Annotated in this window: 9 protein-coding genes and 1 pseudogene; 1 reads left to right on the top strand and 9 read right to left on the bottom strand. The window is 51.9% G+C overall.

Annotation, left to right across the window (positions count from 1 at the left end):
* Positions 1–1307: 1307 nt before the first annotated feature.
* The 8 genes and pseudogenes from VGN12_19305 to VGN12_19340 all read right to left on the bottom strand — a co-directional run bounded on the left by VGN12_19305 (position 1308) and on the right by VGN12_19340 (position 12194).
* Positions 1308–2630 carry an integrase arm-type DNA-binding domain-containing protein gene (locus VGN12_19305; GenBank protein ID HEY4311603.1) on the bottom strand — a complete coding sequence of 441 codons (1323 nt, stop codon included), beginning with the start codon at positions 2628–2630 and terminating at the stop codon, positions 1308–1310.
* Between the two features lie 433 nt (positions 2631–3063).
* Positions 3064–3240, bottom strand: a pseudogene (locus tag VGN12_19310) (transposase).
* Positions 3241–3945: 705 nt separating this feature from the next.
* Complete coding sequence (locus VGN12_19315; protein HEY4311604.1) at positions 3946–5055, bottom strand: hypothetical protein; 1110 nt, start codon at positions 5053–5055, stop codon at positions 3946–3948.
* A gap of 27 nt (positions 5056–5082) precedes the next feature.
* Positions 5083–6126 carry a hypothetical protein gene (locus tag VGN12_19320; GenBank protein ID HEY4311605.1) on the bottom strand — a complete coding sequence of 348 codons (1044 nt, stop codon included), beginning with the start codon at positions 6124–6126 and terminating at the stop codon, positions 5083–5085.
* A 619-nt stretch (positions 6127–6745) separates the two neighbouring features.
* Entirely contained in the window at positions 6746–8623 is a 1878-nt protein-coding gene (locus VGN12_19325; protein ID HEY4311606.1) for a UvrD-helicase domain-containing protein, read from the bottom strand.
* Positions 8620–10911, bottom strand: a complete 2292-nt coding sequence (locus VGN12_19330) for an AAA family ATPase (GenBank protein ID HEY4311607.1) — start codon at positions 10909–10911, stop codon at positions 8620–8622. The genes VGN12_19325 and VGN12_19330 overlap by 4 nt, the downstream gene beginning before the upstream one ends.
* A 211-nt stretch (positions 10912–11122) precedes the next feature.
* Positions 11123–11746 (bottom strand): DUF6088 family protein, encoded by a 624-nt coding sequence (locus tag VGN12_19335; GenBank protein ID HEY4311608.1) that lies wholly within the window; start codon positions 11744–11746, stop codon positions 11123–11125.
* 241 nt (positions 11747–11987) lie between these two features.
* Positions 11988–12194: an AlpA family phage regulatory protein gene (locus tag VGN12_19340; protein ID HEY4311609.1), complete on the bottom strand. Its 207-nt coding sequence runs from the start codon at positions 12192–12194 to the stop codon at positions 11988–11990.
* An 819-nt stretch (positions 12195–13013) separates the two neighbouring features.
* Between VGN12_19340 and VGN12_19345 the strand changes: the two genes are divergently transcribed.
* On the top strand, positions 13014–13793 hold the full coding sequence (locus VGN12_19345; protein ID HEY4311610.1) for a hypothetical protein: 780 nt from the start codon (positions 13014–13016) through the stop codon (positions 13791–13793).
* Positions 13794–13864: 71 nt separating this feature from the next.
* Here the strand turns inward: VGN12_19345 and VGN12_19350 are convergent, their stop codons facing one another.
* Positions 13865–14740, bottom strand: coding sequence for a zincin-like metallopeptidase domain-containing protein (locus tag VGN12_19350; GenBank protein ID HEY4311611.1), 876 nt, complete (start codon positions 14738–14740; stop codon positions 13865–13867).
* Between the last annotated feature and the right edge of the window lie 95 nt (positions 14741–14835).

Here is a 14835-nt window from a genome sequence, read left to right on the forward strand (position 1 = left end):
CGGTCATGCTTGCCGAGGTCTTGGAGATTGCCGTCCATTTTCCGGAGCCATGATCTCCCTGTTTGTTGATACCTGTGACGGTACCGTTAGGTAGAAGGTCAAATGCCATAGGCGCATCCGCGCCCGAGGGTTTCTCGTTGACCCAGTGTCCGACGAACGTAGGGGCGGGGGAAGACGGCTCGGCAGGCTTGCTCGACGTTGACGAAGAGGACAAATGACATCCCGCGAGCCACGAGGCGACACAGAGGCACATGGCGGCGTAGCGAAGTCTCTTCATCATCTCCTTGATGTTAGCATTTTCGATGAGCATGTGGCAACTTGAAACGGCGGCGACAAATGCCTCCTCCGGATCAACATGTGCTGGATTTGAAAATGGGGCAGGCACGACCGACGGCGATTAGAGAAGCGAGAATTGTCATGCCGCCGTCTAATGTCCAAGTATGCTCACGCGAATACTTCCCCTTGAGAAATTCTGAGCCGCTGCAATTCCAACGGATGATTGCTTTGTGATGGGACATATTGTCAGATTTAACCAATATCCTACTGACAACGAGCCAAGTTCCATCCTAGAAAACTGTCCGAGCATTTAACCAAAGCTGTCAGTAACACCCATTTTTTGAGATTCGCGAATCGAATTCATAAGTTGGATTTATAATGCTTTCTCGATGGCGGCTAAAATCACCTCGGCACGCATAGGCTTAATAAGGTAGTCAACAAATCCAGCGTCGATTGCACGATGGATAACCGTTAAATATCATTCGATACTTCACGTTTGGAAAAGTTCAAAATGTTCTAAAGTGATCTCCGACGTAGCTCGATTCAATAAAGTCGAGGTAGAAGCGCAGCTCAGAAAGCCGTATAGGTTGACCGACCACTGCATCGCAGTTAGTGCAACTTGGCCGACATGTTGAAAATAAACGGAATGTACAAAAGTCATCACCATCTTTGCTCGATGCGACTGTTATTCGGTGCAACATCCATCATCTAATCTATCCGGGAACGGGGATATCTGCCTCTTTTCTTCTCGTTCCCGCATTTGAAGTTACTGCATTGGTTCTGCTGAGAGCGGGGACGCGTGTCCCCGCTCTTTTTATGGCGGCCAATCCATTATTGTGGTGATTTTCGGGTTTGCCTGGAAGCTTATTATGATGAAGGCTAAATCGACCATCGAGCCTGTGAAAAATGCGGCGGACAATTAGTTCCAATTATGTATCGTGGCTGAGGATCGTCTGCATATTTCGGCGCCGCTGTTCTGGTGTAAGTACATCGGCCATGAATAAAGCTTAGCGTAATATAATCGGAATGATCTATTTCTCTATGACAACTTTGTCGAGATAGTCCGCCCACCATTGCATCATATCACGTCGTTCGGGCAGATATTGTGCGTGGTTGTAGGCGGCACGAACGCTGTTACGTTCATTGTGGGCAAGCTGACGTTCAATCACATCGGGACGAAAACCATGCTCGTTGAGAATTGTGCTGGCGGTGCTGCGAAAACCGTGGCCGGTGGCGCGGGAATGATAACCCATGCGATACAGCGCATAGAGCATCGTGTTTTCGCTCATTGGCCGGTCGGGGTTATTCTGATTTGGAAATAAGTACCTGCTGCTGGCTGAATACGGTTCCAATTCCCGCAGCACGGTGATGGCTTGCCTGGAAAGGGGTACAATGTGAGCCTCCTTCATTTTCATCCGTTCAGGCGGAATGCGCCACTCCGCCTTATCCCACTCAATTTCAGTTTTGAGAGCACCCCGCAGTTCGCCCGTGCGAACGAACACCAGTAATAAGAAGCTCAGCGCTAACTTGGTTTGTAAATGACCGTCATAAATGCTCAGCTTTTTGAGGTATTCTGGAAGGTCATTAGTCCTCAGAAAGGCATGATGTTTAGCGACCGGCGTTTTCAATGCTCCTCGTAAATCGAGCACGGGATTTCGCTCGGCCCGCCCGGTGGCGATAGCATACATATAAACCTGACCGCATATCTGCCGTACGCGCCGGGTCATTTCCAAAGTGCCGTTGGCTTCCACCAGACGAAGCACGGCAAGCAGTTCCGTAGCCGTGATTTGGGAAATGGGCCGGTGTCCCAATTTGGGAAAAAGGTGCGATTCCATGCGGGCCAGCATGTCAGCCGCGGTGCTCGACGCCCATTCATGTTCACGTTTGCCATACCACTCTCGCCCGACCATCTCAAAAGTATCATCTTTCTCTAGTACTTGCAGTCGCTTAGCTTCTTTTTTTGCTTCGCCAGGATCGACGCCCTTAGCCAACAGTTTTTTGGCGTTGGCACGTCTCTCTCGCGCATCTGCAAGCGTAATCTCGGGATAAACCCCCAAAGCCAGGAGCTTTTCCTTGTCGCCAAAATAGTATCGAAGCCGCCAATACCTTCCGCCCGCCGGAGTTATAAGCAGGAATAGCCCCTCCCCGTCTAGCATTTTGTAGGATTTGGGTCGTAGCTTAGCGTTACGCGCTTTCGCGTCAGACAGCGGCATGGTGGGGTACAAATTGGCGAGGGGTGGGGTACATGTCGATTTTTGTACCCCACTTTTCAGGCGGATGTCAACGCTTTTTGACGAACGGTGATGTTTATTGATTACGCTGTAGGTGGCGCTTTGCCTCAGCTTTACGGACATTGGCGGACAAGTCCGGTTGAGTAATTGGCTCCGCGAGTAGGAGTCACTAAACATAACTAATAGATTGATCTTCAATAATAATTCGTTTGATCGTTCATTGATGTACCCCGGATTTGTACCCCACTCCATCTTCGATTGTTCGACGATCTATGCCCAATCCATGAATATCTCCTACGGGGTTACCCCTACGGTCTTCACATCAGTCATTCAATCTATTGAAAATCCTATGGATTTCCCTTGTCGCTATCTGTTTGTACCCCAGAAATGTACCCCATTGTACGGGGCTTTCGCTAATGGTTCGACAAGCAAGGCATAGGAAAGTTGTTCCTACAGACTTCTCCCCTTGTGCTGCGCACAGGAAATATTCGCTGCGAATGTCGCGCAGGCTCGAGGTGCTCCTCAACGGCGGGGCAACATCGTGATTACACCGCGGGTCGTTGGGCATCATACGCCACGCCTGGCCGCGCCGGACCACGTTCCGCAAGGCGTTGAACACATCGCGGAGGGAGTGCGCGCGTTGCGGGGCGTCCTCCCGCATCAGCGTCAGGTACGGGGCCACGAACGACCACTCCTCGTCGGTCACGTCGCTGGGATACGGCTTCCTTGTCATTCCCTCAGTTCAGCGCCAACCAACAGAAAAGCCCGCAACACGCTCTAGGTGAGACCCCACTGGTCGCTGGGGTATAGGCCATCGGCACCGGAAACGGTTGCAGCCGGTCCTCTCTCCGCTGCGCTACGGGAGAGAAAGCCGAGATATAGTCACATAATAACTGGTACCCTTACCGGGGGAAGGTCAACTTACATCTTGATCCCTAGGCAAAAATACTAATGGACATTACTTGGTATTACTATTATCAAATACAAAGTGTAAACACTAAGAATGCCCTAGATGACTTCCCGAACGTGGAATAGCGCTATTCAAGCGATAGTACGTGATGACACGAGTGCTTTAGCCCGTCTTCTCGTCGACGGTGTTTACGCCGACGAGCAGCGTAATGGAGTGTCATTACTTCATGTTGCGGCTTCGCATGATTCATTTGGTTGCATTGAGATTCTTCTAAATAAAGGAGTTGATCCAAATATCGCAGATGATATGGGATTCAAGCCCCTCTTTTATATTTGCACCCATGCACCGTCTCGGCGTGCTTCTTTATGCGGCTCCCTCCTTATTCGCTATGGGGCAGATTCCCACACACTTTGCATTAATGTTGATCGGTCATTAGAAACAATTTGTAAGACATTCGGCAATGAACGACTTCTAGCCGATTTGAGCTCTACCAGATCTGTTACGTAACGACAGGAGTTAGGTGATCCCTTAGCGGATTACGAACAGCTGTGACAGTAGACGCATTGCTACAGGGTATTGCTCCACATTTGTTTCTCGCAAAGACTGGGGTAGGACGCCCATGTCTGTGAGCTGCTGTAAACCCATAGACTCTGCGCGACCATTTATCGTCTGCTCCTTGGCTCGAACGACCATTTCTGGGAGCGGATGGAATCTTGCGGCCGCCCTGCCAATGTCCAACAAATGTTGTTCTCGCCCATTGCGTCGAATGTTCAAGTACGCAATTGCCGCTGGATAGGCGCAGTCACTTTCGCTACAACCTATTATATCATCAGGTAAACGCCAACCGAAGGCTCGCAGGACATCGTGATGTTGCGATGGAATAATTTCCGTGCCGTATCGCAGTTCGAATAAAGAGAGCCGTTTAACGTTGGATATCGGGGCATCATCCGCAGGATATGCGTATAGAAATTCATCAATCGCTGTTTTGTATTCTGTTGGTTCAGGAAATAATTCGAGAAGTAGCGAACTGTATACGCAATGCCATGCCCGGAAGTAATCCAATTGCAGGTTCCCAGTCCGCGACGGCATATTAGCAAGATCGCCGAAGGATCCGCGGAAATCGTTTAACCATGATTCAAAATGAGCAAGTTCCCAAGGCATATTTCCTGTGGCCATGAAATGAGTCGCTGCTGTTGAAAGTACCGAAAATTCGGTAACAATCGAACCCAAATTGCATGCTAAGCACATGAAACGCGGTGAGCCATGCACTGCTGTATAAAGGCGCCGGTAGAGGCGGATCCATTTCTTGCCTATTGATTCGTCTTCCACATACGATTGTTTGGAGAACAGAAAGAAGCGATGCTTAACAGCAATATTGCGGGACACGCCGGCAATATTGTCTAACGCACCTTTGGGCATACCTGGATGCAGCATCGACGCCGAACTCAGCTGCCACTGGAGTTGCTCGCAACAGGCAGCGAGCATTAGTAGTGCAAGTGTTGAGTCCTTTCCTCCGCCCCACATAAGTGATATGTGCCGATCAGCAGCGTATGCATCTGACCTTTTCAATTCGTCGATAATGCCACGTACTTGACGAGCGATGACGCTATCGATTAAATCTATCTGGTCGAGAATCATCGGTAAACCCGTTTAGTACAATGACACTTATGACCTCTCCGCGACCATCACGCCGCCCACCAGTTCCCTAAGAGAACCTAGCATTGACGACAAATCCTCCGCAATCCATAAAGCGTCATGTAAAGTTCGTAGCCGATCTTCAATCTGATCACTATTGAATATTATATGGCCGGAGTTGTCTGATCCATCAAGAGCATATGACTCACTTGCGAAGCCTGCGAAGCAAATAAACGAGCGAGTCAACTGAATCCGAACTTGTTCAGGCAAATCGTCCATTGCGACGACCCGAAATTCCGGTACTCGCGATAAGCCTGCGCTCTGATAATGGCAGATAAACTTTCGGATCATCTGAACACCGAGCGAGCCTTGGCCTACAAGAGATGCTCGATGAATAACAAATACACGACGCACATTTGGATCTTCGAGGTAACTTTCAGCGTCCTGAAAATTGAAATATGACGGAATGTAGTTGTCGTCATCAATGGACACAGCATGAACCCTTTGCTGGTGATGGCGCGCGATGTGCAGCATTGAGCGAATTATCCGGCAGCGCTCCGAATCCTGATTTCTATTAAAAAATACTCGCTCGTTGCTCCCGATTAGACGGGATTTTTCACGTGTGATCGACTCCTTGGCGCTAATCAAGAGGAAGGCGCGTAGCGGATGATGGGACGACTGGCGGGTATCTCGTACAACCGAGGCAATTACTTCAAGCAACTCAGTAACTGTCTCGTCATTTAATAATGACGGATTTAGGGATGTGGCGGCGGCGGTAAATTTGGAAACATCGTCTACGTGCTTCAGGATATCCGCACGTTGACGATCGATCGCGGCATTGATGGTGGATGTTTCTTGGTCTGCGAGCACGAAGACGGTAGTCAAGGCAGTAATAGCGAAAAGAAGGATAGCTGCACAAAAAAATATAACTTGTGTAGCGTTAAACTTCACCGGGCTGTCAGTTGAGATTTGGGAGTACAGCGGTTCCGTAGCAAGAAATAAAGCTGCGGCGGCGGTGAAAAATCCCAAAATCGCAACGAAAATAGCGTCTTTAAATGGGTTTCGCTTTGCCATACGGACTCTCCAATCAGTAGGGGCAACGAATGCGGCCGCGACCTCAACGCAAGGCAAAAGTAAAAAATTGCTGTCGGAACTTATTGCTCGCCCGTTTTGTATGAGATGCAAATGGAATGTTTAGCGAGCCTCGGGCACGATAAAAGGCAAGACGACGACAAGTATACCGAGATACCCTATGAGTTGGTCAAGTTATTTCCATCTGGACATATTCAGACCCTCATGCCGTTTCCAAGCAGGATCTGAATGACTCTAAATCGAGGCATGAAAGAGATATCTAGGCGCCGAAACTTTTCTCATTCACCCATCCCTCGACCTGTAATCTCTCTAGTAGGGAACAAGTCGGGCAGTTTCTCGATATTTCTGGCGATGTTGGATGACTAGCGTCGTTCTACGAAGTTGAATCGTAGTCCGGCCGATCATCACAGGGCGGGTGGGTCTGTCGGTCAGAAACGCTGCTTTGGCGGGAAATCTGTTCAGGCAGTCCTAGGGCGTTGGCGGCATAGGCGCCCGCCGGTTAAAGCCGCGTCCCGCTAATGCTTGCGCTATCGCATCAACAGACGGTGAAAGCAGACCGAGCTTCGGATGCTTCTTCGGATAGAGAACATCGGCTCTGCTTCTAATGGTCGTCCAAATCTTCAATCTCCGAAGCCTCGAACCAGCCGAGCTTTGTCGCCATGCTCTTTAGGCCAGCACCATTCGACGTGTACGCCACCAGAGCAAGGCTCTGCTCGCTACGGCTGCATGTGACGTATAGGAGACGGCGAGTCCGATCGATGGAGGTGTCTTCCCCGCTTTTCTCTTTATCAATGTCTGTCTGCGTTCGTTCTTTCAGTCCAAAAAGCTTTCCGTAACTGAACATGAAACCCCGTGCTTCTTCATCGTCCATGATGACCATAACGCGAGGGAACTCCAGACCTTTCACGCCTTGGTGGGTTCCGAAAGGTGCAATGTCGGCCACATATCGAGCGTAATCGCCAATCTGGAAAAACGGCACGTGAAGGAACTCTCTGATACGGAGCACTCGCTGGCTCACATCATCTTCATCCTCTGAATCCTCGATAGCTTCGCCGCCATCAACAAACGGAGCTAATGCCTCAGGTATTTCAAAAAGACCAGACTGGGCCACTGCATTAAGCACTTGTTGGAAGGTTGGCGACTTCCCAGGATCGCACAGTAGCGCAAGCTGTTCGACAGCGATTTTCGCGGCTACTAGTTGATCTTGTTGTCGACCCGCCTTCTTGAACGCATCGACGGAAAGAAGCGGCGAGTACTGTCGTGCAAGTCGTCCAATGGCAAAGGCGTCGCCTTTGTAATACGCTTCAACGACAGGCAGGACCTGTTCCGAGAAGAACCGAAGAAAGCCGATCGTGCCTTCCCGTAGTCCGGTCTGGAATTGCTCTACTTTTGCGAGCGGTTCATACATCTCCAAAAACCCCATTCGCTTTGCCGCCATGTGATGTTCAAGAATTAGGGTCTTGGTGCTTCCCTGATCACCCCAAGCAGCATCACTGGTTAACGCCGCCATTCTTTCTCGCACAGCTTTCTCTGCAGCCTGCTTGTCTCTTGCTGGAGACGGCACGATGAACAACCGTGCACATCCCTCGGCCGCCTTGTCTGGAGCGACTTGTTCCCATCCATCCGCGGATTTACGGATCTGATTGATGAGACGGATGACTCTTTTAGGGCAGCGAAAGTTCACGGTCTTCTGAGGCGTCTCCCACTCGGAGGGAATGCTTTGTACAAGGTCATTCTTTCCATCGGCATAAATCCGTTGCATCATGTCGCCGAACAGTCCGAGCCCGAAAGCGGCTGCGCGATCTTGCTGTAATGCGAGCAATGCTTCCATCAGTTCCCGGTTAGTGTCCTGGCTCTCGTCAATCAGGATGAATGGCGATCCGCTGACGACCAATTTCCGCATTAGGCTCTTTTGATTCAGGAACGCAGATCCAATCTTGATCACCTCTGAGTGATTGAGCGAATCCTTCGTTCGGTTATCACCAGTCGGGCTGTACGCGAAGGAGATTATTGATGGGAGATTGTTCAGACGCTCCGTTTTGGACTTCAAACTCCTTTCCCGTTCCACCATGGTCTTCGTCCCTGGCCTTCCTTTTGCGATCAATCCCTGCAACTCCCTGATGTCCTCCTTCAGGGCGGTCCCAAGCCACTTCCGGATGTCCGTGTTAAACCCTTTAATGAGGTCCCACATGAAACTATGGATCGTCGACACTTGAATTACCGGATCATGGTTCAGCCGTCGTTTGATCTCGTCGCGGGCATTATTCGTGTAAGTAATTACCGATATAACCTGCCCACGAAATCGGAACCGATCGCCATGCACTTTGCGAAAGTGATCAAGCGCTTCCACCAGCGAACGTGTCTTTCCCGAGCCAGCCCCAGCGTATAAAAAGAAGCTCTTCGGATTTTCTGGATCAAGGCAGTCGGCGATCACGCGCGCTACCTCCGCATGCTCTTGGATTCCCAGTTGCGACATCATTTCACCTCGGCTGCAGCAGCGGTTGCGAGAAGATCCACTTGCTTGCGGTCAAGCTGCTTCTGAAGCCACTCCAAGCCTTCGTAAATGTACGACGGGACGGAAAGCGCTTTCGGATCGCAGTGGAAAAGTACGTCAAGTGCAAAGGCCGCTTTGTCACAAGCCTCGACGGCAGCGAACAGCTTCTCCGTGAGGTCATCCGCGTTGGCAGCATCATGTATCGCCGCGTTAAAGCGATCTGCCGCAGTGCCTGGAGGCATGAGTGAAAACACCTTGTAATTCTCAAGCACCAACGCATCTTCAAATGTGCGAGCAATGACTTCAACCGATCCGCTCTTGAACTTCACCTGTACCGCGGTCTGATAGGCGCATCGCACAGAAAAAAGCGGTACGTCTGGATAGGCCTTCACCTTCGCTTCTGCTTTAAGCGCCAAGAGGTCGTCGATTGTTTCTTTCTGTGGATGCCACTCCTTGAGAGTGGGATTGCTTGTCACCAGGCCGGCGCCCTTTCTCGGAGGCGCTTTCTTTCGATTGTTGGCCGGATCAACAGCGTCAAGATCGGTTATGGCGACGGTTACGAGTCCGAGCTTCTCGATCAGTGGTCGGAGTCGATGCGCATGGCTCCCCGAAATCTCGAACAACGTGACGTAGCTTCGATGTACCTTCTCGAAGTGATGCTTGATGAAATGAGGCACCAGCATTCGCTCTGCTGCACCTTCGACCAAGATGGCGGCATCGGCAAAGAACAGTTCGCAGTGTGTCGAAAGCAAGTAGCGTGCGGCAAATCTAGAAGTGTCGTTTTCCGACCCGAATACCTCAGACAAGTTTATGACTGCGGAAGTAGGAACTGTGGTAGCAGTCTTCGGTAACCGCCGAAAATATCGGAGGCAGGAGAACTCGCATTCATGGGCTATGTGGCTTGAATGAGTGCTTACGACGAGCTGTGTGCAGAGTTGCGTCTTCGCCTTTAGCTCGACATGATTTCTTAAAACATCATAAGCCTTTCGCACAAACACCTGTTGCACCTGCACATGAAGGTGCGCCTCTGGTTCTTCGATGAGGACTAAGTGCAGCGGAGGAATCTGATGCCCATTTTGCTCTGACGTCGTGCTCTTTGACGCTTTCCCAACCCGCATCCAGGCATCACGGAAGGCCATCAACCGGAATACCATTGAGATGAGATTCTGATATCCCAGCCCGTTGTACTGTTCCGGAAGAGTAAGAGCTTGTGTCTTACCGTCTGCACCTTCGCCAACGAGGTGGTATTGGACCGCGGCGTTGTGACTGAGACCATCCACAGGTCTGAGCTTCGTTCCAATTTTGAGGACGGGATCCGTCACACCAGGGTAATTGAGGTCTTCCAATTCTTTCATGGAAGCACCAAAGCCATCCTTGAGACGCAAATCATATTGCCGTTGCGCCTCTTCGATTGCCGCCAATGCCTCAAGGTCAGATGGCTCAGGATAGTCAGTTGGGTCCAGATGGTTTTTGTAATATGACTTCAGTTGCTCCGAGAGCCTGCCGTTCTTTCGTGCGGTTTCCAGATCTTCTGAGTCGCCGCTTCCCTGAGCTCCAAACCCTCGCTGAGCACCAATCACATTGATTCTAATTAGTTTATTGAGTGGCTTTCCTTCGATGGCCTCTGACCCTGCTGGCAACGCTTGAGGTTGAGCAACGCCGTTTACGGGCGACTTCATTTTCGACGCGTCTAGAAGATAACATTTTATGGTGAATAGAGAGCCGAGTTTCCGATCCAGAAAGCTTCGGAGGTCCGATGGCCAAAGAGTCACTGCTGCAGCTGTACCGTTCCCATTCTTCGCCCCAGCGGCCTTCGTTTCAGCGGCGAGCTTTGCGGCAGCCAGATACTGCGCTTTGAGTTCAAGAGCATCCTTGGGTTCGTAACGAAGTCGGACACCAAGCGCCCCACCGGCCCAATCCAGTGTGGGAAGTATTCCTCGGACATAGTGGAATTCACCATCTTCGACCGTAATCCAAACGTCTAGCGTCGGGACAACAGCCTCCCAAGATGGGTCTGGATCAGCCGAGACTGGCTTGGCTCCATCGTCCTTCAGCCACTTCGCGCCAATTGCATTGCCTTGACTCCAATTGGACAGCGTAAAGTCATTTGTCGTGAAATCACAAGTCTCTGTGAGGAACGTACACAACGCGTCCATAGCCGAAGTCTTGCCGCTGTTATTCGCTCCGACGAAGAGTGTTGTGGTGTCGTTGAGATCAATTCGAATGCGCTCTAACTTCCGGAAGCCTTGTATCTCTACGTAGCTAATTCGCATCGAGCGTTCCTTTTTCGGCAATATGGGTTGTGAAGATATGACGTTACGGCGACCGATTTTCGGCACCACATGTAACGACGCGCAAGATCACCCCGGCGGAATTGAAAATGCATAGTAACGGAACGGAGCGATAAAGTACAAATAATCAAAATGGAGATGTGCCAAATGGTATTGCTAATCTAGTTCGCGTTGCTTGTGTCCATAAACAGCTTTACGCGGTGTCCCCCGCTAATTCACGGAAGGTCGAGTGCATCCACGCCGGGGCTAGGCGCAAATCCTTGAGCAGTTCCGGTCGCTCCCGGGCCGGGATTCTTCCCTTCAACAATTCGAGCCGCTCGCTTGTGATGTGTTCCTCTCCCAGCTCACGAAGCGTTTGGATGAGCAACCCGCTCAGCCGGCCCGCCGACTCCATATTCTTCGGTGTTGTCCGGCGAAGTTGAATCGTGGTCGACCCGATCTTCACGGTGCGTGACGGCCCGTCGGTGAGAAACACCGCTTTGGCGGGAACCTGTTCGGAGAGTTCGAGCGCGTTGGCGGCGTAGGCGCCGGCCGGCTGGAGACGTGCCCGATCGCGACCGGCCAACGCCCGTGCCACCGCATCAGCAGATGGCGTAAGTATGCCGAGCTTCGGATGCTTCTTCGGATAATCGTACACCCCACGGGCCAGTCGACGGATCCTTCCGTCACGGACAAGCCGATGCAGGGCGATGTCCACTGCCCTTCGGTTGCCAATGTCGAGGAATCCCGCCGGCACGAAAACGGAGCCGCAACCGCGAGCACGGATCGACGCGACGATCCGTGCATCAATAGACCCCGGTGATTTGGTTCTGCTCATGTAAGAAATAATGGCACGGTTTTCTTACAAAATCGAGTAAGAATACTCCCGCTGCACTGGCGTCAAAATCTGTACGACCAGCCCGTTTCCCATGGCTTGTCGAATTACACATTTTGTTACACACCCCTAAAAGTTAACGCCGTTTTCCTTTAAGAGATTAATAGGTTGGTAAAAATGCCGTATGAACCTAAACCTAGCGACATTAATGGAGGATGCGCCGTGTCACACATACCAACTGTATTCAGTGCGTCATTATCTGTTGCTTAGACAGTTCTTCCACTAAGTGCCTGATGTCCTCGGCCCGCCACGCCGTGCATCGCGCGGACAACTTCACTGGCTTCGGAAAGCGTCCCGACTTCACACCTTCCCACCAACACGTCTTCCCCAACGGAATAAACTCCAATACTTGGGTCAATCGTAAGAACCCGGTCGCTGGCAATTCTTGCATGTGGTCCCCCCTCTACTGCTGCTTGTTTCCATCCGCGCACCATGCGCAATTTACATGATAATCCTATCATGATTCGCGTACCACTGTCCCTCGGAAAATGGCTCTCACAGCCAGTTTCACGGTGAAACATTCCTTAGCCGTGCTAAGGGGAGATGTCTGCTCACAATTTCAACTTAGACGCATGCGTATTGTTTTGAGACTCCACCATAAAGATAGGCGGAAAAGGGCTGGGATTGTCTCAGAACGAAACAATGAAAACGATCAACTCGCCCGATTCGCAACGATGACAGAATGCGGAAATTAGAAGCCGCCGAAACAAGCGGCGGCTTACTTGCTTGAAATCCATCTTGAGCGGGGGGAGCTGTCAAGGCTGGTCGGGGAACTATTTTGTCTCGCGAGGAATGCCCGAAGAGCAGGGGAAAATAGTTCCCCGACCACCTGCCAGGGCTTGGTCTTGACTGCGATGGGGCGGCCAGCTCCCTACTCGTCGGAAGTCGGCAAAGTCTCCGGTGATGCATCGGAAACCCTCTGCGGAGCCTTGGCCGCCAGTGACGCATGGATTTGACCCCTATGAGCTTCCCGCCCTTATTCAATGCCCTCCGCGCGGCCGCGCGAGCTAACAGAACGAAAAAAATAAAAATTATTTCCCCCCTCTAAATCAATCCGCGCGGGTCCGCGCGGATTGATTTTATCACTACCGGCCAGCATCGGATTCAAGGTGCCTCCCCACCGCCCTCAGAAAAATTGCTAATGTGCCGCACGACTCGGCCGCGAGCGTCGTGGTTGAGGCTATTCCGATTCCTTTGGGAGGAAACACATATGGTCGTTCGTCACATAACGCTGGCCGCACTCGCTGCCGCCGCCTGCTTCTTATCCCCCGTCCAAGCCGCCATCGTCGGCTTCGGCGATTTTTCCGGTTTTAGCATCAATCAGACGGATGCGGGGTCACCGCCCACCGTCTCGATCGCAACGGGAACGATTCACTTAACCAATGGCGGGAGCAGCGAATCCCGCTCGATCTTTACGAGTACCAAGCAAGCTGTTGGCTCATTCACAGCTTCGTTCACGTATCAGGCGACGAATATCGGATTTAACTTCGATGCGTACCAGGGCATCACGTTCGTCGTGGAAAACTCCGCCAGTGGTAGTTCAGCGGTGGGCAGTTCGGGAGGCTTGGGATACCTGGGCGTACCGTCAAGCCTCGGCATTATCGTTGGGCTGCTCAATCAGGGCACAGCGGTGACGGTAAGTGAACTGGCGAAGAACGGCAGCATTCCCAGCGGCCCAGGCGCTGTAAGTCCTGTAAATGCCTATTCCGGCGATCCGATCAATGTTGTAATCAGTTACAACGGTTCGCTGGTCCATGAAGGACTTACGGATACGGTTACGAACGGCAATTGGTCAACCGATTATGTGCTGAGCCCTTCACTGGTGACGATGCTGGGTAGTTCCACCGCCTATGTCGGTGTAACGGGCGGAACGGTTGCCGGCGCCGACCAGTACATTTCTAATTTCCAATTTACGTCGGCAGTGCCTGAGCCGTGCATGGCTGGCGCCATGATGATCGGCAGTTTGCTGGCGATCCGTCGCCGCCGGTAATATTAATATCGTCGGGTTCGAATGGAAGGCAGGCCATCCAAGGCGGATGGCCTGCTGTTTTCATGGCTGAATCAGGGCATCGGTTCGCCCCGCTCCCCGCGAATCCAGTCTGCCGCCTTCTGTGCGGCACCGGCGGCGGCGATGACAAGCTTCTTGTCGTTCTTCAACTGCTTGAGCCATCCGCCGATATAGGCGGCTTGGTTGCCGATCACCGCCGGATGAATCCCCACTTCCCCGCAGAGAAACGCAGCGGCCATCTCGGCGATCAGTTCCTCCTTGCCGTAATCGGCACTACCGAAGGGCTTGGGGTCGCTGTCCAGTCCACGATCCAGCCGCTGGCTATGCCCGCTGCTGTGGGCCAGCTCATGATAAAGGGTGGAATAAAATTCCTGCCCGGTTGCAAACCGCGTCGGCTCGGGGATCTGCACGATGTCCGCCCCCGGACGGTAAAACGCCTGTTGGCCGCCGTGTACGATGGATGGCCCGCTCTCATATCCTCTGACCAGCGCCTCGGCGGCGTCAATGGGTTTGAAGTCGGCCGGCGTAAATGGAACGGCGTCGGGTGCTTTGATTCCATCGCATTGGGCGACATTGAACACGCTGAAGTAACGGAGCACGGGAACGGTCTTCGGTTCGCCGGTCTCGCGGTCTTCGGTATCGTATTTCTTCCAGAAGACGACCATCGACGACTTGGCTCCTTTCTTGATCGAACCTCCCTGCTGCTTCGCCTGATTGAACGTGAGCCAGTAGGAAGATTCATAGCCCTGTGCCCAAGCCGTAAATGCCAATAAGAAGACGTTGACGCCGCGATACTCCTTTCCGCTCTCCAGGTTCTTCGGATGACCGGCGGAAGATCGGCCCAGGATCGGGGAACGCCAGGGGGCGACACCCTTCTCCAGCATGGCAATGATTTGATCGGTGACGGACTGGTAAATATCGAACGACATAAAACGCTCCTTCCAAATGAGTGTGACAAGGCTTTTTCTTTGGGATGTGGGCTACAACCACACACCCGCCTTGACCTCAATGGAGGAGGCCCTTA

The organism is Pirellulales bacterium (genome assembly GCA_036499395.1).
GTDB lineage: Bacteria > Planctomycetota > Planctomycetia > Pirellulales > JACPPG01 > JACPPG01.